The following is a 21,114-nucleotide window of genomic DNA, read 5'->3' on the forward strand; positions in this document are numbered from 1 at the left end:
TGTAAGCCCTGGCGTACAGCTTGGGTAAGCCCCTGATTCTTCGCACACTTCCTCGCCTCCGGCCTCTTTGCGCGGTGGCGGCGTAAACCTCCGCATACACCCATAAGCCCCCAAGCCGCCCGGGAAAGCGCCGTAACACGGCGTTTTCCGGAGTGGCACGGCGTTTGCTGAATTCCGGTTAACGAAGACCGGTTCCGGGCCGGCGATCCAGGTCGCCCGCAGGTCCGCCCGGCCTTCCCGGAACACTGAACAAAGAAACAGAACAAAGATTCAGTCGGAGGAAACGTGGAAGCTTTCACCGAAGGCCTCAACGCCTTGAACGGCGTTGTCTGGGGTGTCCCCATGCTGGTGCTGATCCTGGGCACCGGCCTGTTCCTGCAGGTGCGGCTCAAGCTGATGCCGCTCGCCAAGATCGGCTACGGCACCAGGCTCGTCTGGCAGGGCCGCAAGGCGGGATCCGCGCAAGACGGCGAGATCAGCCCCTTCGCGGCCCTGATGACGGCGCTGGCCGCGACGGTCGGCACCGGCAACATCGCGGGCGTCGCGACCGCCATAGCCCTCGGCGGCCCGGGCGCCCTGTTCTGGATGTGGTGCACCGCGCTGGTCGGCATGGCGACCAAGTATGCCGAGGTCCTTCTGGCCGTCCATTACCGCGAGGTGGACGACAAGGGCGAGCATGTCGGCGGGCCGATGTACGCGATCAAGAACGGCCTCGGCCCGCGCTGGCGCTGGCTCGGCGTGGCCTTCGCGCTGACCGCCGGCTTCGCCGGTTTCGGCATCGGCAACATGGTGCAGGCCAACGCCATCGCCGGGGTCGCGGAGAACACCTTCGGCGTTCCGGTCTGGCTTACCGGCGTCGTCCTGACCGTCGTCACCGGCGCCGTCATCCTGGGCGGCATCAAGCGGATCGGCCGGGTGGCGGAGGCGCTGGTCCCGGCTATGTGCGTCAGCTACGTGCTCTGCGCCCTGTTCGTCCTGGTCGTCTTCGCCGACCGGCTGCCCGAGGCGATCTCCCTGGTGTTCACCCACGCCTTCACCCCGGTCGCGGCCAGCGGCGGCTTCGCCGGCGCCGCGGTCTGGGCGGCCATGCGCTACGGCGTCGCCCGCGGCATCTTCTCCAACGAGGCCGGCCTCGGCACCGCCGGCATCGCCCAGGCGGCCGGCACCACGCGCAGCCCGGTCCGCTCGGCCCTGGTCGGCATGATGGGCACCTTCATCGACACCCTCATCGTCTGCACCATGACCGGCCTGGCGATCATCGTGTCCGGCGTCTGGAACAGCGGCCAGTCCGGAGCCGTGCTGTCGTCGTCGGCGTTCGAGGCGGCGATGCCGGGGATCGGCCAGTATCTCCTGTCCGTCGAGCTCGCGGTCTTCGCCTTCACCACCATCCTGGGCTGGTCCTACTACGGCGAGAAGTGCTGGGAATTCCTGGTCGGCACCAGATCCGCGAAGCCTTACCGGATCTGCTGGACGCTGGCGGTGTTCCTCGGCGCCGTGGCCCAGCTCGACCTCGTCTGGCTGATCGCCGACACGCTCAACGCCTTCATGGCGATCCCCAACCTGATCTCGCTGCTGCTGCTGTCGCCCGTGATCGTCAAGCTGAGCCGCGAATACTTCGCGCGGGAAACCGACGGCAGGCTGGTGGCCGCGGAATAGTCCCGCCCTGAAGCGAGCGATCGACAAAGCCCTCTTGCGCACCGGAGAAACTTTCATGCGCCACATCGCCGTCATCGGCGCCGGTATCACCGGCGTGACCACCGCCTACGCCCTCGCCGGCAAGGGCTACGCCGTCACCGTGTTCGACCGCCAGCGCTACGCCGCGATGGAAACCTCGTTCGCCAACGGCGGCCAGCTTTCCGCCAGCAACGCGGAGGTCTGGAACCACTGGTCCACGGTCGTCAAGGGCCTCGCCTGGATGCTCAAGGGCGACGCGCCGCTCCTGATGAACCCGTCGCCCAACTGGCACAAATATTCCTGGATGGCCGAGTTCGTCGGCAACATCCGCCACTACCGCGCCAACACGGTCGCGACCACCCGCCTCGCCATCGAGGCGCGGCGCCACCTGTTCGCCATGGCGGAGAAGGAGCGCATCGACTTCGACCTGGAGACCCGCGGCATCCTGCACTTCTACCGCGACCGCAAGGGCTTCGAGCACGCGGCCCGCGTCAACGAGATGCTGGTGGAGGGCGGGCTGGACCGGCGCCCGGTGACCGCCGAGGAGATCCGCGCCATCGAGCCGGCGCTCCCTGGCGACTTCCACGGCGGCTTCTTCACGCCCTCGGACGCCACCGGCGACATCCACAAGTTCACCCGCGGGCTGGCCCGGGCGTGCGCCCGCCTCGGCGTCCGCTTCGTCCACGATGCCGCGGTGGAGCGGATCGAGCACATGGATACCGGCGTCAAGGTCGCCTGGTCCGGCGCCGACGGCGCGGCCCGCCCGTCCCGCGACGAGCTGGTGGCCGACGGCGTCGTCATCTGCGCCGGCGTCGCCAGCCGGAAGTTCGCCGCCATGGTCGGCGACCGGGTGAACATCTATCCGGTCAAGGGCTACTCCATCACCGTCCATCTCGACGACGACGCCAGCCGCGCGGCGGCGCCCTGGGTCAGCCTGCTGGACGACAAGGCCAAGATCGTCACCAGCCGGCTGGGGCGCGACCGCCTGCGCGTCGCGGGCACGGCGGAGTTCAACGGCGAGAACCGCGACATCCGCGCCGACCGGATCCGGCCGCTGGTCGACTGGACCCGGGGCCTGTTCCCGCAGGTCGATACCGGCCGGGTGGAGCCGTGGAGCGGCCTCCGCCCCATGATGCCGGACATGATGCCGCGCGTCGGCGCGGGGCGTCGCCCGGGGGTCTTCTACAACACCGGCCACGGCCATCTCGGCTGGACGCTCTCCGCGGCCACCGCGCAGATCGTCGCCGAGAAGATCGCCCTCGCCCTGCCGGCCGATCCGCCCGTCCTGCAGACCCGGACGGCCGCCTGACCGGCGCGGCGGCCGTCAGGCCGGGACGTCCAGGCGGGCGAGTACATCCGGACAGTCGATCCGGCGGTAGACCCCCTGGATCACGCTGTAGATGCCGAAGGCGAACAGGCCGACGGCGACGACGGCGAGCACCCAGGCGCCGTAGGGCTGCTCCTGGAGCGTCTGCAGCGCCTTGCCGAGCCCGCCCGATTCCGAAGAATCGGACTGCCAGGCGGCGGTCAGGAAGAAGATGCCGATGATCACGAAGACGACGCCCTTGGCGCCGAGGCCGATCCGGCCGATCGGGCAGATCATCTCCATCGCCTTCGGATCGGCTTTCAGGAAGCGGCGGAACGACGCGTTCCAGGCCTTCACGAAGTGCCCGGCGGCGGCTCCCAGGACGGCGACGCCGACGGCGCCCACCAGCCAGCGGCCGAAGGGCTGGGACAGCAGCCAGGCGGTCCAGTCCTGGGCTCCGTCGCCGCCGCCTCCCGATCCCGGCCCCTGCCAGCCGAGCACCAGGGAGACCGCGAAGAAGGCGAGCGAGACATGGATCGCCCCGCTCGCCAGGAGGCCTCCCCGCACCGCCAGCCCCTTGGCCTTGGCGCCGTGCCCGTCCAGGTCGAACCAGGCCTGGGCGACCCGCCAAACCGCGTGGCCGACCAGCCCGAGTGCCACGACCGCCAGCAGCGCCTTGCCGAAGGGCTGCTGAAGGATCTCGCGCAGCACGCCCTTCGTATCGGTCAGCTGGCCGGCACCGATCGCGGCCATCATGGCGAACCAGCCGACCAGCACATAGACGACTCCGCGGGCGCCGTAGCCGAGACGCGCCAGGGACTCGAAACGAGCCAGGTTGCCCATCACGGTCCGCCGGCTCAGTCGTCGATCGTCGTCTTGCGCTCGGTCGTCACGGTGTCCGAGTAGGTGCCCGGAGTCGTCGTCGTCCGCTCCGTCACCGTGTCGTCCGATCCGCAGGCGGCCAGCAGCACCGGGAGGGCCAGGGCGGCAAGAACGATTTTCATGGTACGCATGGATCGCATTCCCCTAAAGTTCGCTTCAATCCTTCAACCGGGAAATCCGTCGATCGTTGCGCTTTGGGGGGTGAAAACGAAAGTCGTACGCCGCTCGCCTCCGTGGTGATCGGCAGCCGGTCACGCCGGCCGGATAAGGGGGCGGTCGGGGTCGAAAACGTCAGGTCGCGTCCTGCCCGGCCGGAACATCAACGAAGGCCTTGAAGGATCGCCGGACGACGGCCGGGTCCAGGCCCTGGGCGATGACGACGATCCGCGTGCCGGGAATGCCGTCGGGCCAGGCGTCGAGATGAACCGGCTTGTGGATCAGATGTTGCACTCCCTGGACGACGACGGGAGTGTCCACTCCCCGGATCGAGAGCCAAACCAGCTCGAAGGCGGTCGGCAGGTCGATCCGGTAGCTTCCGAGGTTGGAGAACTCCTCCGCCGCGACCGGCACGCCGGGGGCGAGGGAGCCGAGCGTCGAGCCCGCCACGTCGCTCACCACGGACTCTTGGTCCGCGCCGTAGCGCGACGCGATGGTACCGCCGGTGCTGAGTACGACGGTGCGTGTCACTGGACTTTCTCCCCCGCGGGCTTCTGATCGGGTGCGGACGGGAAGCGCCTGCTTTTCGCAACTCCCTGCATAGCAACACCGTGCCCTGGCCGTTGGCTCCACCCAGGACGCCCAGGTCGCGCAGGTATTGAACCGCGGAGAAGGGCACGAGGAATAGTTTCAATGAGTCACAATTTATGGCTAACGTTTGGTTAACATTCCAGGGCGCATTCTGGGGGCCAAATCCCGGAGGTCATGCTCAGCATGGGGGTCGCCCAGATGCCTTTTAATGTAGACATCGCCGCCAGCACGGAACGGTCCATCGCGCAGCGCATCCTGGTCTGCGAAGACAATCACCTGATAGCCGTGGGGTTGGCATCCATCCTGGCAAGGGAAGGCTACGCCGTCCTGGGACCGGTCGATACCGGCGAGGAAGCGCTCCGCGCGGCGTTCCAGGACCTGCCGGACCTGGCGCTGCTCGACATCGAGCTGGCGGGTGCCATCGACGGCATATCGGTCGCGGCCGAGCTGCATCCGATGGGAGTGGAAATCATCTTCGTCACCTCCGACTACCAGAGGGCGGCCCTGGACGGGCGGGAATACGCGTCGGACATCCTGATCAAGCCCGTGCGCGTCAATGCCGTCCTGAACTCCGTCGCCGCCGCGTTGCGCAAGAAATCCCCGACGGAGCGACAGGAGGCCGTCCTGGCCGCATCCTGATCGCCGGGGCGCCGACTCCCCGGTGACGGCGGCCGCTGGATTATCTATGGTCTCGGCTGGATATCACAGCCCAGGTGCCGCCTTGCCCAGGATCGAACTTAACGCGCCGGTGACCGTCTGCTATACCTTGGCCGCCGTCGCGGCGACCGTCCTGCCGGTGCAGGGAAAGCTGGCGATCCACGGGCCGATCCGGCCGTGGGACGGCGACTTCCTCATCTCCCTGATGACCTGGACGCTGGCCCATGGCGGCATGACCCACCTGCTGTCCAATTTCGTGGTGATCCTGCTGACCGGACCTCTGCTGGAGGACCGCTTCGGCTCCTTCAGGATGCTGGCCATCCTGGTCACGGCGTCGGTGTCGGTCGGGCTGGCCCAGTGCGTCCTGGACCCGAGAGGCGCCCTGATCGGCGCCAGCGGGACCGTGTTCTGCCTGATCATGCTGACCGCCATGCTGGCGGGGCGGTCCGGCACGATCCCGGTCACGGTTCTGCTGGTGGCCGCCCTCTATCTCGGCCGCGAGGTGATGGCGCTGTTCGCCGACGACGGCATTTCCCAGACGGCGCACATCCTGGGCGGGGTGCTCGGCGTGGTCCTCGGCGTCGTCATGCGCGCCGGTTCCGCCCCTGCTCCGCGTCATCCGGTATCCCGCCGCTCCTGACGCCCGTCGCCGGGACACCGCGCGCTCACCGGGCGAGGAACGCTTTCACCGGCTCCAAGGAGGCGGCGGGAGCTTCCTCCTGGGGGACATGGCCGATGCCGGGCAGGCGCACCAGCGTCGCGCGGGGCAGCACCCGCAGGTAGTCCTCGGCGTTGGTGAGGGGGATCAGCGCGTCCTTCTCGCCCCACAGCAGCAGGGTCGGGGCGCGGACGAGCCGCAGCAGGGGCACGGGATCCTCGCGTATCGCCTGCTCCATCCGGGCGATCATCGCGTCCCGGACGCCGGGTGCCCGGATCAGATCGTGGTAGCGGTCGAGATAGGCATCCGTCATCCTGCCCGGATCGCCGTAGGCCGGGGCCAGGTTCATGCTCAGCAGGATGCGGGGCAGGGCGTAGCGCATCAGCTTCAGGGGGAGGGGTATCTCGACCCTCCGCCCGTATTCCTCGCCGGGGCTGGCGAAGCCGTCGGGAGAGATCAGCACGAGCTTTTCCACGCGTTCGGGGCTTCGCGACGCGAAGTTCCAGGCGATCCTCCCGCCCAGGGAGTTGCCGACCAGGCTCGCCCGGCCGATCCCGATCCTGTCCATCAGGGCCTGCAGGATCTCCATGCTGCGTCCGATCGTGTAGTCCCCCGTGGGGTCCGGCTCCGACAGGCCCGAACCCGGAAGATCGAAGCGGATCACCCGGTAATCGGCCGAAAGATCCCGGGCCCACGGCTCCCAGGTGTGCAGGCTCGACCCGAAGCCGTGCAGCAGGATGATCGCCGGGGCGTCCCGGGGGCCGCGGTCGCGCACATGCAGGCGCAAGCCGGCCACCTCCATCAGGTCCGCCGGCGCATCGAGATACCGGGCCTCCAGTTCAGCCCTGGATTTGTCAGGGGTCCAGAGCCACAGGCCGACGCCGGCCAGGGCCGCAAGCAGGATGCCTGCCGCCGTCCAGCCGAAGCTCCCGGTCCCAGGAAGACTCATGTTCCGCAGCGATCGTCCGGGCAGGCGCCCTGGGCTGAAGGCAGCGGGCGCAGGCGCAGGAAAAGCCGGTAGCCGCGCTCCAGCACGGGGATCATGCCGGGCAGGCGCGCCAGGGATGCCAGACCCCGGAAACCGGGGATCATCGACCAGAGGGCGGCGAAAGCCGCGGCGCCCGAAAGCAACGTGCCGTCCGCCCGGCGCAGATGGAACCGGGCGAGCGCCGCCTCCTGGCCGATCCCGTCCCGGGTCTGGTCGACCGGCTCCCGGCGCAGGTCCTGCCAGCGGATGCGGCCCTCCATGTCGCGCCGACGGTAGAAGGCGATTTCCCGCGAGCAGATCGGGCAAGCGCCGTCATAGTAGACGGTCGCGGCGGGAGGGGAGGAGCGAGGCGCGTTCATGACAGAGACATGGGCGCCTGCGGGCCGCCGTCCAGGGAGGACGCATCGATGACCGCCGGGTTCCGATCGGATCCGTATCCGGTATCCTCGTCGCACCGAAGCCGGGAAAAAGCCGGATGACCGTCCCACATGATTATCCAAGGGGATCGAAGGGGCGATCGCGAAACCGCTCCTGCGGGAAAACGATGATCGGAGGAACACCCATGGCAACCGAACTGGCCTACCAATCCGGCTTCGGCAACGGCTTCGAGTCCGAAGCGCTGCCCGGCGCCCTGCCGATCGGCCGCAACTCGCCGCAGCGCTGCGCCTACGGCCTCTATGCCGAGCAACTCAGCGGCTCGCCCTTCACGGCGCCGCGCGCGTCCAACGAGCGCTCCTGGCTGTACCGCATCCGGCCGACCGTCGCTCACTGGGGCAGGTTCGCCAGGGCCGACGCCGGCCCATGGCGCACGGCACCCTGCGTCGAGGTCGAGATCCCGCCGTCACCCCTGCGCTGGGACCCGGTGCCGATCCCCTCGGAGCCGCTCTCGCTCGTGGAGGGGGTGCGGACCATCACCACTGCGGGCGATGCCGGCAGCCAGACCGGCATGGCGGCCCACGTCTATCTCGCCACCCGTTCCATGGAGGACGAGTATTTCTACAACGCCGACGGCGAGATGCTGTTCGTGCCCCAGCAGGGCGCCTTGCGGCTGCGCACCGAGTTCGGCACCATCGGCATCGCTCCCGGCGAGATCGCCGTGATCCCGCGCGGGGTGAAATTCAAGGCCGAACTGCCGGACGGTCCGGCCCGCGGCTATCTGTGCGAGAACTACGGCGGCAGCCTGACGCTACCGGAGCGCGGCCCGATCGGTGCCAACTGCCTCGCCAACCCGCGCGACTTCCTCACCCCCGTCGCGGCCTACGAGGACCGCGACGCACCGTCGAGGCTGACCGTGAAGTGGGGCGGCTTGCTATGGGTGACGGAGATCGCCCACTCGCCGCTGGACGTGGTCGCCTGGCACGGCAACTACGCGCCGTACAAGTACGACCTGCGGCGCTACTCGCCGGTCGGCCCCGTCCTGTTCGACCATGCCGACCCCTCGATCTTCACCGTGCTGACCTCCCCCTCGGAGACGCCGGGCACCGCCAACATCGACTTCGTCATCTTCCCCGAGCGCTGGATGGTGGCAGAGAACACCTTCCGCCCTCCCTGGTACCACATGAACGTCATGAGCGAGTTCATGGGGCTGATCCAGGGCGTCTACGACGCCAAGACCGGGGGCGGCTTCGTGCCGGGGGGCTTCTCCCTGCACAACACGATGCTGCCGCACGGGCCCGATGCGGACGCCTTCGAGGCGGCGAGCAATGCCGACCTGAAACCTCATAAGCTGGAAGGCACCCTGGCCTTCATGTTCGAGACGCGCTTTCCCCAGCGGGTCACCGCCTTCGCCGCCGGGCTGGAGCAGCTTCAGCAGGACTACGGCACCTACGGGACGCGGCTGCGCAAGCATTTCGATCCCGGACGCCGCTGAGGAGCAGCCGACATGCATCCCAACGATCCTATCCTGAGGTCCTTCGTGGAGGTGGCGCCCGACAGCCATTTCCCGATCCAGAACCTGCCCTTCGGGGTGTTCTCGACCGATGCCGACCGGGCGCCGCGGGTCGGCGTCGCGATCGGTGACCGGATCCTCGACCTGGCGGCGCTGGAGGAGGCCGGCCTGCTGGCCGCGGACCCGTCCGGCGGACGGGTGTTCGCCCGGCGCAGCCTGAACCCTTTCATCGCGCTGGGACGTGACGCCTGGCGGCAGGTGCGGGTGCGTGTCAGCGAGCTTCTGCGCCACGATAGCCCGATCCTGCGGGACGACCCGGCCCTGCGCGCCCGCGCCCTGGTGCCGATGGCCGGTGCGCGCGCCCACCTGCCGGTCGAGGTCGGCGACTACACCGATTTCTATTCGTCCAGGGAACATGCCACCAATGTCGGCTCGATGTTCCGGGACCCGAAGAACGCGCTGCTGCCCAACTGGCTGCACTTGCCGGTCGGGTACAACGGCCGGGCCAGCTCGGTGGTGGTCAGCGGCACGCCGGTGCGCCGGCCCAACGGCCAGACCAAGGAGCCCACCGCGGATCAGCCGAGCTTCGGCCCCAGCCGCAAGCTCGACATCGAACTGGAAACCGCCTTCATAGTCGGCCGGGGCAACGCGCTGGGCGAGCCGATCCCCGTGGACGAGGCGGAGGGGCACATCTTCGGCATGGTGCTGATGAACGACTGGAGCGCCCGCGACATCCAGCAGTGGGAATACGTGCCGCTCGGGCCGTTCAACGCCAAGAGCTTCGCGACCTCGATCTCTCCCTGGGTGGTGACGCTGGACGCGCTGGAGCCGTTCCGCGTGCCCGGCCCGCCGCAGGACCCGGAGCCGCTGCCCTACCTCCGCCAAGTCGACAAGGCGTCGGTCGACCTCCACCTGGAGGTCGCGTTGCGGCCCGACGGAAACGCCGACGCCACCACGGTCTGCCGGACGAACTTCAGGCACCTGTACTGGAGCATGGCGCAGCAGCTTGCCCATCATACGATATCGGGCTGCAACACCCGCGTGGGCGACCTGATGGGCTCCGGCACGATCAGCGGCCCGGAGCCGGACAGCTTCGGCAGCCTGCTGGAGCTCACCTGGAACGGCCGGAACCCGCTCGCCCTGGCGGGAGGCGGCGAACGCTCGTTCCTGGAGGACGGGGACGAGGTGACCATCACCGGCTGGTGCCAGGGCGACGGCTACCGCATCGGCTTCGGCGAAGTCACCGGGCGCGTCACGCCGGCCCTCGGCTGATGCCGGCGGACATCCAGCGGGCCCGGACGTTCTCCGGCCAGCGGCTCGCGATGAATGCCAGCACCGCCCGGATCTCCTCGTCGGAAAGCGTGCCGCCGAACGCGGGCATGTCGCTCTCGTAGCCGGGAGGGGCGTGCGCGGCCATTCCGTCCTTGATGATGCCGAAGAGCGTTTCGGCCGGGTGATGCCAAGTGTGGCCGGAGACGTCGTGGGGCGGGGCGGGCAGCCTGCCGTCGGGCTTCCGCTCGCGCCAGTCCGGCTGCCCCTCCAGCGCGGCGCCGTGGCAGGACGCGCAGTTACCGGCATAGACGGCCTGGCCGAGGGCCACCTGGGCGGGGTCCGCCGGATCGATCCGGGCATCTTCGGGTGCCTGCATCCAGACGGCGAGGCCGACCACCGCGAGGAGCGCCAGCGCGGCGCCCCCGCCCCACGCCGCCAGGCGGCGCCGCGTCATCCGACTTCGGACGTACGGGACAGGCATGGCGGTTCTCCTCCGAAGGTAGGCCGGCTCAGGCGACGCGGATGGTGCTCATCATTCCCGCGGCCTGATGCTCGAGGATATGGCAGTGGAACATCCAGTCACCTGGATTGTCGGCGACGAAGGCGATCTCGACGCGTTCCCGCGGGGCCAGCAGGACGGTGTCCTGCCACTCCCTGAAGCGGGTCGGACGGCCGTTCCGCGACAGCACCCGGAACGTGTGGCCGTGCAGGTGCATCGGATGGGGCCACGCTGTCTCGTTCGCCATGGCGATCACGCAGGTCCGGCCGCGCGCGACCGTGAGGATCGGGGCCATGACATGCCCGGCATCCCCGCCGCCGTGCCGGTCGGCACCGCCGGAGGAAACGCCGTTGATCGCCCAGGCCATGCCCTGGCGCAACAGGGTCCGCATGTCGGTCATGCGCCCATCCACCATGGCTCCGGCCATGCTTCCCATCATCCCGCCGCCCAGGGTCACCTCGTGGCGGTCCGCGGCGGAGAGGTCGGGTTCCGCCACCGGGTTCGCCGGCAGCCGGACCGGCGTGTCCGGCGGCTTGTCGCGCAGACGGTCCGGCCCGTAGCCGAGGTCCAGCAGCCGGTAGGCGCGGTCGGGGTAGAAATCGTCGATGACGGTGGTCCGGTCGCCGGGAGCGCCGGTCATGTCGATCACGAGGTCGACGCGCATCGCGGGCGCCAGGACGATGCGGCCGTCCTCCGGCTCGTGCGGTTCGACCGAATGGCCGTCGATGGCGATCACCACCGGCCGGTGCTCCTGGAAGCGCAGCCCGAAGATGCGGGCGTTGGCGGCATTGACGAGGCGCAGCCGGACCCGCTCGCCGGCCCGCACCGGCACCTCGTCGAGCACGCGGCCGTTGACGGTGACGGTGTTTCCGAGCCGGCCGCCGTGGCTCATGTCCATCATGGCGCCGAAGTCGTTGCTGATCGACGCATCCTCCTTCAGGCGCCAGTCCCCCAGCACCCAGCAGAGGTCGCGGTCGACCGTGACCGGCTCGCGCTCCTCGACGATCAGCGCGCCGTGAAGGCCCCGGCCGACCTGCTCGTGGCTGCGCTGGTGCGGGTGGTACCAGAAGGTCCCGGCATCCACGGCATCGAACTCGTAGGTGAAGGTCTCGAAGGGAGCGATCGGGCGCTGCGTCAGGTGCGGCACGCCGTCCATGGCGTTGGGGACCCGGAGCCCGTGCCAGTGGACGGTCGTCTCCTCGACCAGCCGGTTGGTGACCGCGATGCGCAGGCGGTCGCCTTGGCGGACGCGGATCTCCGGACCGGGCACCCGGCCGTCATAGGCCCATACGGTCGTCTCCGGGTAGGCGTCGCCGACCATCCGGATCCGTGCGGGGCCGGGTGCCAGGGTGTGGGTCGCCTCCAAGGCCGCTGCGGGGCGAAGGGGCGCCGGGACCATCGAGGCCACGCCGGCGGCGCCGCCCGCGAGGAGGAGGCTCCGGCGCGTGAGTGGAAGGACCAGCGGGTTCCGGCTCATCTTATCCCTTGTCTCAATGCCGCAGGCCGTCGAGCCAGCGGTGCCTGACGGTTGAAAGCCGATCGGGCGGCTCGGCCACGAGGCCGCGCGCAACGCCCCTGACGATTTCCCTGTCCGTCTCCCCGGTCACGTACTCGACGGGCGATTTGCCGTCAACGCGGGCAAGCAGGAGCGCCGGGAGCAAGGCCGCGCAACGGCTCTCGAATGCCGCCGCATCCTCCCAGGACACATGGGGCAGGTAGGCGCCGGCCATCCGGTCGAATGCATCCATGAGCAGGCCCGTCCTGTCGCGGACCGGAAGGCATTTCAGGAGCAGGTGGTTCAGGCAGAAGGCCAGGTCGAACGCCGGGTCGCCGTACCAGGCGCATTCCGCGTCGAGGATCACCGGGCCTTCGGGCCCGGCCAGGATGTTCTTGGGGCTGACGTCCCCATGGACCAGCGCCAATTTGGTGGTTCCGGTCGTCGCGGCGATCGCTTGCAGCCGGTCGGCAAGGTCCGGGTGGCGGCGGGCGGTTGCCAGCAGATAGGGTTCGAGGCGGAGCGCGTGGAAGGACGCGTCGGTCGCGAACGCCCCGGCGGTTCGTCCGTCGCCGGCCGTACCGGCATGGATCGCCCCCAGGATCTCCCCGACGGCGGCGGCGAAGGCGGCATCGACCGTGCCCCGGAGCAGCAGGGCTTTCCACACGGGGTAACGGTCCGCCGGAAGGAACGCCATGGCGAACATGTTGCCGCTGGCATGGCGTCCGATCAGCGGCGGCACCGTCGCCGGGGCTATCTCTCGCACCCTCTCGAACCAGGCGTACTCGAAGCCGCTCCGCTCGACTGGGGCGGTCCAGTGGGCCGCCACCCGAAGCGTCGGCAGCGCCCGCTTGATGCAGACGGCGCGTCCGTCCACCTCGACGAACCAGATGTCGGAGGACACGCCGCCCGTCAGCGGACGGGCTCTCAGGTCCTGTCCCTGGATGCCGAGGTCGGCGAGGAATCGGCGCATGTCCTCGGGAAAGCCGGCATCGGAGTCCGTCACGGTCCCCTCCGTCCGGCCAGGAAGCGCGCGCCGGCATAGGATACCCCAGGTTCCTCGGCGATCCGCAGGAGCTGGTTGTACTTCTCCAGCCGCTCCGTGTTGCGGACCGAGCCGATCTTGATCTGTCCGCCGACGGCGCCCACCGCGAGGTCGGACATGAAGCTGTCCCCGGTCTCCCCGGACCGGGCGGAGACCACGGTCGAATAGCCGCCGGCCCGCGCCGTCGCGAGCGCGTCCAGCGTGCCGGTCAAGGTTCCGTTCTGGTTGAGCTTGATCAGCACGCTGTTGGCTGCGCCGAGGTCCATGCCGCGCCGGATCCGCTCCGGGTTGGTGCTGAACAGATCGTCCCCGACCACCTGGATGCGGGAGAGCCGGCGGGTCAGTTCCGGCCAATGGCTCCAGTCCTCGTCGTGCAGGCCGTCCTCCACGGACACGATCGGGAAGCGCCCGACCCATCCCGCGACGGTTTCGATCATGCCGGCGCTGTCCAGGGAGCGCCCTTCGCGGGAAAGGGCGTATGATCCGTCGGCTCCGAGAAGCGACGTCGCCGCCACGTCGATGGCGATCCCGATGTCCCGCCCCGGCGTCAGGCCCGCGCGCTCGATCGCCTCCACCATCAATCCCAGCGCGATCTCGGCCGAGGGGCATCCCGGGCTCAGCCCTCCCTCGTCGGCGAGGAGCACGGGCGCGCCATAGCGGTCGACCACGTCCTCGGCGGCGGCGCGTACCCGGATGATGTCGTGGAGCGCCGTGGGATAGTCCGCGGCGCTCAAGGGGACGGCCAGGAAATCCTGCACGTCCATGCCGCGGCCAGCGTGGAGCCCGCCGCTCAGGATGTTCACCATCGGCAGCGGCAGCATCGGGTCGCCGGCGCCCGCCAGGGCACCGAGGCGGCGATAGAGCGGTTCGCGGCCGGCTTCCGCCGCGGCCCGGCAGATGGCGAGCGAGACCGCCAGGACCGCATTCGCGCCCAGGCGCTCCAGGCGCGGCGTTCCGTCCAGCGCCTGCAGGGCACCGTCGATTCCCGCCTGGTCGTCGGCGTCCCGGCCCCGCAGGAGCGGTGCGATTTCCTCCGCGACGTTCGCCATGGCTCTCGACACCCCGCGCCCGAAATAGGATGCTGCATCGCCGTCGCGGAGTTCGTGCGCCTCGCTCCGGCTCGTCGAGGCGCCGGACGGTACCGACGCCCGCCCCATGGCACCGCCTTCGAGCATCACGTCCGCCTCGACGGTCGGCCGCCCCCGGGAGTCTAGGATCTGTCGGGCCTTCACGGCCGTGATCGTGGTCTTCGCCATCTTTCCTCCCGTTGTCCTGGTCCGCGCCCGGATGTGCCGGAACGGCAATGCCGCCACCGTGCCACATCGGGGCACGGCGTGCGAAGCCCGCACGTTCAGGGGCGGGTTCCGTGGCGGCCTTCCGGACGGGCGGCAACTTGCGTCTTGCGTCCCGGGTCATATTTCGATATTTCTCGAATCATGGATACGAAACATGCGATAGCCTCCCTGTCCGCGCTTGCCCAGGAAACCCGCCTGGATGTCTACCGCCTGCTGATCAGGGCGGGCGGGGAGGGCATGCCGGCCGGGGAGATCGCGCGCACGCTCGGAGTGCCGCCGAACACGCTGTCGAGCCATCTGGCGCTGATGGCAAATGCCGGTCTCGTGACCTCCAGCCGGGTCGGGCGGTCGATCATCTACAACGCGAATTACGACGGCATGCGGGACCTCCTGGTCTTCCTGACCGAGGACTGCTGCCAGGGAAATCCTGAAGTCTGCAGCCCGTCGCTGCAGGCGCTCGCCGCGGCTGCCTGTCCTCCGGACCGGTACGGGGCGCGCCCAGTCCTAGCCGAATCCGCAGCATGGAGTGCTCCGATGTCAGAACGTCCAAGCCTGGAGAGCCCCTACAACGTCCTGTTCCTGTGCACCGGCAACTCTGCGCGCAGCATCATGGCGGAATGCGCCATGACCCGCTGGGGGCAGGGGAGGTTCAACGCCTACAGCGCCGGCAGCCAGCCGCGCGGCGCCGTGCATCCGAAGGCGATCGAGTTGCTGAAGCGGCTGAACTACAAGACCGATCATCTCCGGTCGAAGAGCTGGGACGAGTTCGCGGCACCCGGTGCGCCCGAGCTTGATTTCGTCTTCACCGTCTGCGACAGCGCGGCCAGCGAACCCTGCCCGGCATGGCCCGGCCAGCCGATGAGCGCCCACTGGGGCGTGGAGGATCCCGCCGCCTTCGTCGGATCCGACGAACGGATCCGGAAGGTCTTCAAACGCTCCTACCTGGAGCTCGAATGCCGGATCAAGATCTTCACGAGCCTGCGCCTGGAGGCGCTGGACAAGCTCAGCCTGCGCAACCGCCTGGCCGAGATCGGCAGGATCAGGCTGTCCGAGGACGAGGTCGCGGCGGCCGGCTGATCGCAGGGCTGCTCCGCGCACGATGATTCTTTTTCAGGACGGTTCGTCAGTGGCGGCGGGCCGGAAAGGTGACCCATGACCATCCGCGTCGGCATCAACGGCTTCGGCCGCATCGGGCGGCTCGCCTGCCGGGCCGCCGTAGACCGCGGCCTGCTCGACGTCGTTCACGTGAACGAGGTGAAGGGCGGCCCGGAAACGGCCGCCCATCTGCTGGAATTCGACAGCGTCCAGGGCCGCTGGCCCGTGCCGGTCGCCGCCGAGGACGGCGGCATCCGCATCGGCGACCGGCGCGTCGGCTTCACCGACCACGGCGAGCCCGGCGGTATTCCCTGGGCCGACCTGGGCGTCGACCTGGTGCTGGAGTGCTCGGGCAAGTTCGTCACGACCGCGACGGTGACCCCGCACCTCGACCGCGGGGCCCGCAAGGTGATCGTGGCGGCACCGGTCAAGACGCCGGGCGCCCTGAATATCGTCATGGGCGTCAACGACCATCTGTATGACCCGGACGGCCATCACGTCGTCACCGCCGCGTCCTGCACCACCAACTGCCTGGCGCCGGTCGTCAAGGTGATCCAGGAAAAGCTCGGCATCCGCCACGGGGTCATCACCACGATCCACGACGCGACCAACACCCAGGTCATCGTGGACGCGCCGCACAAGGACCTGCGGCGCGCCCGTTCGGCGCTGATGTCGCTGATCCCGACATCCACCGGCTCGGCCACGGCGATCGGACTGATCTATCCCGAGCTCCAGGGCAAGCTGAACGGACTGGCCGTGCGCGTGCCCCTGCTGACCGGGTCGCTGACCGACTGCGTGTTCGAGGTGGCCCGGCCGACCACGGTCGAGGAGGTCAACGCCTTCCTGAAGGAGGCTGCCGACGGCCCGCTGAAGGGCATCCTCGGCTTCGAGTCCCGGCCGCTGGTGTCGATCGACTTCCGCGGCGACAGCCGGTCGTCGATCATCGACGGCCCATCCACCCTGGTGGTCGACGGCACCGCCGTGAAGATCTTCGCCTGGTACGACAACGAGATTGGCTATGCCCACCGTCTCGCCGAGCTGGCAGCCAAGGTGGCCGGCTCTCTGCGGCGCGGCTAAGGCGGGCGGACATGGGCGGTACCCTGCGCGACTACGCGATCGTCACCGCGGCATATTGGGGCTTCACCCTGACCGACGGCGCGCTGCGCATGCTGGTCCTGCTGCATTTTCACACGCTGGGCTTCACGCCGTTCCAGCTGGCGTTCCTGTTCGTCCTGTACGAGTTCTTCGGGATCGTCACCAACCTGATCGGCGGCTGGATCGGCTCGCGGCTGGGGCTTCGGATCACGCTCCATGCCGGGCTGGGGCTCCAGGTGGCGGCGCTGGTCATGCTGTCCCTGCTGGACCCGGGGTGGCAGTTCGCCCTGTCCGTCGCCTACGTGGTCGCGGCGCAGGGGCTGGCCGGGATCGCCAAGGATCTCACCAAGATGAGCTCCAAGAGTGCCATCAAGCTGGTGGTGCCCGCCGGCGCGGAGGGAACGCTGTTCCGCTGGGTGGCGCTGCTGACCGGCTCCAAGAACGCGCTGAAGGGCGTAGGCTTCTTCCTGGGCGGCCTGCTTCTGTCCACGGTGGGCTTCGTGCAGGGGCTTTGGCTGATGGCCGCGGCCCTTTCTTTGGTGCTCATCGCGGCGATGGTGCTGCTGAGGGGGGATTTCGGGAAGTCCAAGGCGAAGGCCGGGTTCCGCAGCCTGTTCGCCAAGTCGCCGGAGATCAACATCCTCTCGGCGGCGCGGTTCTTCCTGTTCGGAGCCCGCGACGTCTGGTTCGTCGTCGGCGTTCCGATCTTCCTCTATGCCCAGCTCGGCTGGACCTTTGCCCAGGTGGGCGGCTTCCTGGCGGCCTGGGTGATCGGCTACGGCTTCGTGCAGGCGGCGGCGCCGGCGATCGTCCGGCGCTCCACCGACGGCACCTCGTCCGAGGTGCGGGCCGCCCGCCTGTGGGCGGCGGTGCTCGCGGTGATCCCGCTGGCGCTCGTCGGGGCCCTGCGGGCGGGCGTCGACCCGGCCCTGGCGGTCATGGTCGGCCTAGGCCTGTTCGGCGTGGCCTTCGCGGTGAATTCCTCGCTGCACTCCTACCTCATCCTGGCGTTCACCGATGCCGACAAGGTCGCGCTGAACGTCGGTTTCTATTACATGGCCAATGCCGGCGGGCGGCTGGTGGGGAGCCTGCTGTCGGGCTTGACCTACCAGTGGTTCGGCCTCGCCGGCTGCCTGGTGACCGCCGCGGGCCTGGTCGCGGCATCGGCGGCCCTCGTGCTGCTGCTGCCGACCGGCGCCCATGTGGACGCGAGCCATGCCGCCCGGCCGGCGGGGGCTGTTCCCGACGGCGACTGAAGGAGAGACTTGGATATCATGTCCGCTCAATGCGAAATCACGGCCCGGCGGTCCGCCGGTGCTCCCTTGGGGGCCTTCGAACGTTATCTCAGCGTCTGGGTCGCCCTGTGCATCGGAGCCGGCATCGCCCTCGGGCTGCTTCTGCCGGGCCTGTTCGGCTTCCTGGCGACGCTGGAGTTCGCCTCGGTCAACTTCGTGGTCGCGGTGCTGATCTGGGTGATGATCTATCCGATGATGGTGGCCGTGGACTTCTCTTCCCTGCGGCGGATCGGGGAACGGCCCAGGGGACTGGTGATCACCATCGTGGTGAACTGGCTGATCAAGCCCTTCACCATGGCCGGTCTCGGCATCCTGTTCTTCGAACTGCTGTTCCGCGACCTGGTCGACCCGCAGGACGCCAAGGAATACATCGCCGGCATGATCCTGCTGGGGGCGGCGCCCTGCACCGCGATGGTCTTCGTGTGGAGCCAGCTCACCCGCGGCGACGCGACCTACACGCTGGTCCAGGTGTCGCTGAACGACATCATCATGGTCATCGCCTTCGCGCCCATCGTGGCGCTGCTGCTGGGCGTCACCGACGTCGTCGTGCCCTGGCAGACCCTGATCCTGTCGGTGGTGCTGTATGTGGTGATCCCGCTGGCGGCGGGCTATGCGACCCGGCGTGCCCTGCATGCCGCGGAGGACCCCGACGCCGTCACGCGCTTCACCGGCCGGCTGAAGCCCTACACGATCATCGGCCTGCTGGCGACCATCGTGCTGCTGTTCGGCTTCCAGGGCGGCACCATCGTCGAGCAGCCCTTCGTGATCCTGCTGATCGCGGTGCCGCTGCTGGTCCAGAGCTATGCCATCTTCGCGATCGGCTATGTCTGGGCCTGGGCATGGCGGGTGCCGTTCGCGATTGCCGCCCCCGCGGCACTGATCGGCACCTCCAACTTCTTCGAGCTGGCGGTCGCGGTGGCGATCAGCCTGTTCGGCTTGGAAAGCGGCGCCGCGCTGGCGACCGTGGTCGGCGTGCTGGTCGAGGTGCCGGTGATGCTGTCGTTGGTAGCCCTGTGCAACCGCACCCGCGACCGCTTCCCCGTCGAGGCGGCCTCGGCGCGGGTGCCGGCCGGGTCCGGCGGCCTGTCCCGCCGCTGAACCCGATCTTCCGCAAGGGATTGCACCGACCGGTCTGTTGACGGATACGGCTTTACTCTGGTGGAGTGAGAAACATTCCGATACGGGGTCTTTCATCAGGAATTGGAGCCGAACATGGCAAGGTATGACGAGACGATCGCGCCGCTTCCCAGGGCGGAGGTGGAGATTTCAGGGGACAGGTTGACCGCCGGTTGGCAGGACGGGCTGTTGCTGATCGGCCGGGTCGCGATCGGCGCGATCTTCGTGAACAGCGGGTTCTGGAAAGTGATGGAATTGTCGGCGTTCACCGCCCGCATGGAGTCGATGGGGGTGCCGGCCGCGTCGGTCACTGCTCCGCTCGGGGCCTTCGTCGAGTTCTTCGGCGGGCTTGCCATCATCCTCGGCGCATGGACCTGGCTGGCAGCCCTCCTGGTGGCGGCCTTCACCGTCGTCGCCACCTACATCGCGCACCGCTTCTGGATCATGCCGCCCGAGCAGGTGGCCGCGCAGCAGACCCAGTTCATGAAGAACCTCGCGATCACGGGCGGCCTGCTGGCCTTCGCCGCGGCGGGGCCCGGCCGCTTCAGCATCGACGGATGGCGGTGGCGCCGGGAGAACGGCAGGTATCTCTGAACCCCCGGCCGTAAAACCGGTCGGACCGAAACGGAAAGCGGCGCGGATCCTCGGGGACCCGCGCCGCTTTCCGCGTCCGGATGGCGGTCAGGCGGCGGCGGAGACGCCGGCCTCGGCACCCGTCGGGACGGACGCGACGGTCTTCAGGATCTGGGAGGCGATCTGGTACGGGTCGCCCTGGGAGTTGGGACGGCGATCTTCCAGATAACCCCTGTATCCGTTGCGCACAAAGCTGTGCGGCACCCGGATCGAGGCGCCCCGGTCGGCGATGCCGTAGCTGAAGGTGTGGATCGACTGGGTCTCGTGCTTGCCGGTCAGCCGCATATGGTTGTCGGGGCCGTAGACCGCGATGTGCTCGTCCTTCGCCGCCTCGAACGCGGTCATCAGCTTCTCGAAATACTCCTTGCCGCCGGTCTCGCGCATGAAGGCGGTGGAGAAGTTGGCATGCATGCCGGAGCCGTTCCAGTCGGTCTGGCCGAGCGGCTTGCAGTGATACTCGATGTCGATGCCGTACTTCTCGGTCAGGCGCTCCAGCAGGTAGCGGGCGACCCACATCTCGTCGGCGGCGCGCTTCGAGCCTTTGCCGAAGATCTGGAATTCCCACTGGCCCTTCGCCACCTCGGCGTTGATGCCCTCGTGGTTGATGCCCGCGGCCAGGCAGATATCGAGATGCTCCTCGACGATCCTGCGCGCCACGTCGCCGACCTTGCTGTAGCCGACGCCGGTGTAGTAGGGGCCCTGCGGCGCCGGGTAGCCGGTCTCGGGGAAGCCCAGCGGCCGGCCGTTCTTGTAGAAGAAGTATTCCTGCTCGAAACCGAACCAGGCGCCCTCGTCATCCAGGATGGTCGCCCGCATGTTGGACGGATGGGGGGTCTCGCCGTCGGGCATCATGACTTCGCACAGGACGATCGCGCCGTTCTTGCGCTCGCTGTCCGGGAAGATGCGGACAGGCTTCAGGACGCAGTCGGAGCTGCTGCCCTCCGCCTGCTTGGTCGAGCTTCCGTCGAAGCCCCACAGGGGAAGCTGATCGAGCGTGGGGAAGTCTGCATATTCCTTGATCTGCGTCTTGCCACGCAGGTTCGGGACCGGAGTGTACCCGTCGAGCCAAATGTACTCCAGCTTATACTTGGTCATTGCGGGTCTCTCGTGAGGTGTTGACGTTCGTCCAGGACCGGTGCGGCGCTTCCTGCCGCCGGGGCAAGCGCGCTCACCGGCGCGTAACTTCGTTTTGCATTTCGTCTGTCCTGCATTTCGCATGCCAGCCTGTATCTCGCGTGCCGGTCGGCTTGACGGTCGCGCATCGGGACGCGGGAGGGTGCGCCGCCGGTCCGGGCAGACGGATGACGGCACACCTTCAATCGGTCGGGATCACCGCAAATCTCGCCTAAGATCGCATTCGGGCCTCTGCCGACGCTATCGCGGCTTTGCTCGCCTGACCGATGCCAAGGAACTGGGCAAATAACGATATGCTGACAAAATAGGCATTGAGTGATTTTAAATGAGGCTGTCTGCA

At 68.6% G+C, this 21,114-nt stretch carries 21 protein-coding genes; 11 read left to right on the forward strand and 10 right to left on the reverse strand.

Annotated features, from left to right (window positions below; translation table 11 throughout):
• The first annotated feature begins 285 nt into the window (after nt 1–285).
• Nucleotides 286–1,656, forward strand: coding sequence for an alanine/glycine:cation symporter family protein (locus tag IGS68_RS08760; RefSeq protein WP_247881241.1), 1,371 nt, complete (start codon nt 286–288; stop codon nt 1,654–1,656).
• A 55-nt stretch (nt 1,657–1,711) separates the two neighbouring features.
• Entirely contained in the window at nt 1,712–2,983 is a 1,272-nt protein-coding gene (locus IGS68_RS08765; protein WP_201079019.1) for a D-amino acid dehydrogenase, read from the forward strand.
• A gap of 15 nt (nt 2,984–2,998) precedes the next feature.
• On the opposite strand, the gene IGS68_RS08770 is transcribed toward IGS68_RS08765, so the two are convergent.
• From IGS68_RS08770 to IGS68_RS08780, 3 genes are all read right to left on the reverse strand, one after another.
• Complete coding sequence (locus IGS68_RS08770; protein WP_201079021.1) at nt 2,999–3,823, reverse strand: DUF1206 domain-containing protein; 825 nt, start codon at nt 3,821–3,823, stop codon at nt 2,999–3,001.
• A 14-nt stretch (nt 3,824–3,837) separates the two neighbouring features.
• Nucleotides 3,838–3,993, reverse strand: a complete 156-nt coding sequence (locus IGS68_RS08775; RefSeq protein WP_201079023.1) for a hypothetical protein — start codon at nt 3,991–3,993, stop codon at nt 3,838–3,840.
• A 160-nt stretch (nt 3,994–4,153) separates the two neighbouring features.
• The gene (locus IGS68_RS08780) at nt 4,154–4,549 is read right to left on the reverse strand and encodes a CobW C-terminal domain-containing protein (RefSeq protein ID WP_201079025.1); all 396 of its coding nucleotides are present in this window, start codon (nt 4,547–4,549) and stop codon (nt 4,154–4,156) included.
• A 234-nt stretch (nt 4,550–4,783) separates the two neighbouring features.
• Between IGS68_RS08780 and IGS68_RS08785 the strand changes: the two genes are divergently transcribed.
• Together IGS68_RS08785 and IGS68_RS08790 are read left to right on the forward strand one after the other, a co-directional pair.
• A complete protein-coding gene (locus tag IGS68_RS08785) occupies nt 4,784–5,248 on the forward strand; it encodes a response regulator (RefSeq protein ID WP_201079027.1) in 465 nt (154 codons plus the stop codon).
• Nucleotides 5,249–5,330: 82 nt separating this feature from the next.
• Nucleotides 5,331–5,906 carry a rhomboid family intramembrane serine protease gene (locus IGS68_RS08790; protein ID WP_201079029.1) on the forward strand — a complete coding sequence of 192 codons (576 nt, stop codon included), beginning with the start codon at nt 5,331–5,333 and terminating at the stop codon, nt 5,904–5,906.
• A 25-nt stretch (nt 5,907–5,931) separates the two neighbouring features.
• On the opposite strand, the gene IGS68_RS08795 is transcribed toward IGS68_RS08790, so the two are convergent.
• Together IGS68_RS08795 and IGS68_RS08800 are read right to left on the reverse strand one after the other, a co-directional pair.
• Nucleotides 5,932–6,873 carry an alpha/beta fold hydrolase gene (locus tag IGS68_RS08795; protein WP_201079031.1) on the reverse strand — a complete coding sequence of 314 codons (942 nt, stop codon included), beginning with the start codon at nt 6,871–6,873 and terminating at the stop codon, nt 5,932–5,934.
• The gene (locus IGS68_RS08800) at nt 6,870–7,271 is read right to left on the reverse strand and encodes a thiol-disulfide oxidoreductase DCC family protein (protein WP_201079033.1); all 402 of its coding nucleotides are present in this window, start codon (nt 7,269–7,271) and stop codon (nt 6,870–6,872) included. Before IGS68_RS08800 ends, IGS68_RS08795 begins: the two co-directional genes overlap by 4 nt.
• Nucleotides 7,272–7,474: 203 nt before the next feature.
• Here IGS68_RS08800 and hmgA point away from each other — a divergent pair, with 203 nt between their 5' ends.
• Complete coding sequence (gene hmgA, locus IGS68_RS08805) at nt 7,475–8,782, forward strand: homogentisate 1,2-dioxygenase (RefSeq protein WP_247881242.1); 1,308 nt, start codon at nt 7,475–7,477, stop codon at nt 8,780–8,782.
• Between the two features lie 12 nt (nt 8,783–8,794).
• Nucleotides 8,795–10,072, forward strand: coding sequence for a fumarylacetoacetase (gene fahA, locus IGS68_RS08810; protein WP_201079037.1), 1,278 nt, complete (start codon nt 8,795–8,797; stop codon nt 10,070–10,072).
• Here the strand turns inward: fahA and IGS68_RS08815 are convergent.
• The 4 genes from IGS68_RS08815 to eno are packed head-to-tail and all read right to left on the reverse strand — an operon-like array spanning nt 10,053 to nt 14,367.
• Complete coding sequence (locus IGS68_RS08815; protein ID WP_247881243.1) at nt 10,053–10,553, reverse strand: c-type cytochrome; 501 nt, start codon at nt 10,551–10,553, stop codon at nt 10,053–10,055. The genes fahA and IGS68_RS08815 overlap by 20 nt on opposite strands.
• A gap of 28 nt (nt 10,554–10,581) precedes the next feature.
• Nucleotides 10,582–12,048 carry a multicopper oxidase family protein gene (locus IGS68_RS08820; RefSeq protein WP_201079039.1) on the reverse strand — a complete coding sequence of 489 codons (1,467 nt, stop codon included), beginning with the start codon at nt 12,046–12,048 and terminating at the stop codon, nt 10,582–10,584.
• Nucleotides 12,049–12,061: 13 nt separating this feature from the next.
• A complete protein-coding gene (locus tag IGS68_RS08825; protein WP_201079041.1) occupies nt 12,062–13,072 on the reverse strand; it encodes a phosphotransferase family protein in 1,011 nt (336 codons plus the stop codon).
• The gene (gene eno, locus IGS68_RS08830; RefSeq protein ID WP_201079043.1) at nt 13,069–14,367 is read right to left on the reverse strand and encodes a phosphopyruvate hydratase; all 1,299 of its coding nucleotides are present in this window, start codon (nt 14,365–14,367) and stop codon (nt 13,069–13,071) included. The genes IGS68_RS08825 and eno overlap by 4 nt, the downstream gene beginning before the upstream one ends.
• Before the next feature lie 180 nt (nt 14,368–14,547).
• Between eno and IGS68_RS36455 the strand changes: the two genes are divergently transcribed.
• The 5 genes from IGS68_RS36455 to IGS68_RS08855 all read left to right on the forward strand — a co-directional run bounded on the left by IGS68_RS36455 (nt 14,548) and on the right by IGS68_RS08855 (nt 19,601).
• Entirely contained in the window at nt 14,548–15,483 is a 936-nt protein-coding gene (locus tag IGS68_RS36455; protein WP_201079045.1) for a metalloregulator ArsR/SmtB family transcription factor, read from the forward strand.
• A gap of 75 nt (nt 15,484–15,558) precedes the next feature.
• Entirely contained in the window at nt 15,559–16,578 is a 1,020-nt protein-coding gene (locus IGS68_RS08840; protein ID WP_201079047.1) for an ArsJ-associated glyceraldehyde-3-phosphate dehydrogenase, read from the forward strand.
• An 11-nt stretch (nt 16,579–16,589) separates the two neighbouring features.
• Entirely contained in the window at nt 16,590–17,852 is a 1,263-nt protein-coding gene (arsJ, locus tag IGS68_RS08845; RefSeq protein WP_201079049.1) for an organoarsenical effux MFS transporter ArsJ, read from the forward strand.
• Nucleotides 17,853–17,870: 18 nt separating this feature from the next.
• The gene (arsB, locus tag IGS68_RS08850; RefSeq protein ID WP_201079051.1) at nt 17,871–18,989 is read left to right on the forward strand and encodes an ACR3 family arsenite efflux transporter; all 1,119 of its coding nucleotides are present in this window, start codon (nt 17,871–17,873) and stop codon (nt 18,987–18,989) included.
• Between the two features lie 114 nt (nt 18,990–19,103).
• Nucleotides 19,104–19,601 carry a DoxX family protein gene (locus IGS68_RS08855; RefSeq protein ID WP_201079053.1) on the forward strand — a complete coding sequence of 166 codons (498 nt, stop codon included), beginning with the start codon at nt 19,104–19,106 and terminating at the stop codon, nt 19,599–19,601.
• Nucleotides 19,602–19,688: 87 nt separating this feature from the next.
• Here IGS68_RS08855 and IGS68_RS08860 read toward each other — a convergent pair whose 3' ends face one another.
• A complete protein-coding gene (locus IGS68_RS08860) occupies nt 19,689–20,735 on the reverse strand; it encodes a glutamine synthetase beta-grasp domain-containing protein (RefSeq protein ID WP_201079055.1) in 1,047 nt (348 codons plus the stop codon).
• Between the last annotated feature and the right edge of the window lie 379 nt (nt 20,736–21,114).

Source organism: Skermanella sp. TT6, assembly GCF_016653635.2.
Lineage (GTDB): Bacteria > Pseudomonadota > Alphaproteobacteria > Azospirillales > Azospirillaceae > Skermanella > Skermanella cutis.

What these genes read in the sequence shown, in the direction of transcription:
- IGS68_RS36455 (WP_201079045.1), top strand. Translation starts at nt 14,548, where the DNA reads ATGGATACGAAACATGCGATAGCCTCCCTGTCCGCGCTTGCCCAGGAA.
- IGS68_RS08770 (WP_201079021.1), bottom strand. Translation starts at nt 3,823, where the DNA reads ATGGGCAACCTGGCTCGTTTCGAGTCCCTGGCGCGTCTCGGCTACGGC.
- arsJ (WP_201079049.1), top strand. Translation starts at nt 16,590, where the DNA reads ATGGGCGGTACCCTGCGCGACTACGCGATCGTCACCGCGGCATATTGG.
- IGS68_RS08815 (WP_247881243.1), bottom strand. Translation starts at nt 10,553, where the DNA reads ATGCCTGTCCCGTACGTCCGAAGTCGGATGACGCGGCGCCGCCTGGCG.
- IGS68_RS08775 (WP_201079023.1), bottom strand. Translation starts at nt 3,993, where the DNA reads ATGCGTACCATGAAAATCGTTCTTGCCGCCCTGGCCCTCCCGGTGCTG.
- hmgA (WP_247881242.1), top strand. Translation starts at nt 7,475, where the DNA reads ATGGCAACCGAACTGGCCTACCAATCCGGCTTCGGCAACGGCTTCGAG.
- IGS68_RS08840 (WP_201079047.1), top strand. Translation starts at nt 15,559, where the DNA reads ATGACCATCCGCGTCGGCATCAACGGCTTCGGCCGCATCGGGCGGCTC.
- IGS68_RS08795 (WP_201079031.1), bottom strand. Translation starts at nt 6,873, where the DNA reads ATGAGTCTTCCTGGGACCGGGAGCTTCGGCTGGACGGCGGCAGGCATC.
- IGS68_RS08785 (WP_201079027.1), top strand. Translation starts at nt 4,784, where the DNA reads ATGCTCAGCATGGGGGTCGCCCAGATGCCTTTTAATGTAGACATCGCC.
- arsB (WP_201079051.1), top strand. Translation starts at nt 17,871, where the DNA reads ATGTCCGCTCAATGCGAAATCACGGCCCGGCGGTCCGCCGGTGCTCCC.
- IGS68_RS08765 (WP_201079019.1), top strand. Translation starts at nt 1,712, where the DNA reads ATGCGCCACATCGCCGTCATCGGCGCCGGTATCACCGGCGTGACCACC.
- fahA (WP_201079037.1), top strand. Translation starts at nt 8,795, where the DNA reads ATGCATCCCAACGATCCTATCCTGAGGTCCTTCGTGGAGGTGGCGCCC.
- IGS68_RS08820 (WP_201079039.1), bottom strand. Translation starts at nt 12,048, where the DNA reads ATGAGCCGGAACCCGCTGGTCCTTCCACTCACGCGCCGGAGCCTCCTC.
- IGS68_RS08800 (WP_201079033.1), bottom strand. Translation starts at nt 7,271, where the DNA reads ATGAACGCGCCTCGCTCCTCCCCTCCCGCCGCGACCGTCTACTATGAC.
- IGS68_RS08860 (WP_201079055.1), bottom strand. Translation starts at nt 20,735, where the DNA reads ATGACCAAGTATAAGCTGGAGTACATTTGGCTCGACGGGTACACTCCG.
- eno (WP_201079043.1), bottom strand. Translation starts at nt 14,367, where the DNA reads ATGGCGAAGACCACGATCACGGCCGTGAAGGCCCGACAGATCCTAGAC.
- IGS68_RS08855 (WP_201079053.1), top strand. Translation starts at nt 19,104, where the DNA reads ATGGCAAGGTATGACGAGACGATCGCGCCGCTTCCCAGGGCGGAGGTG.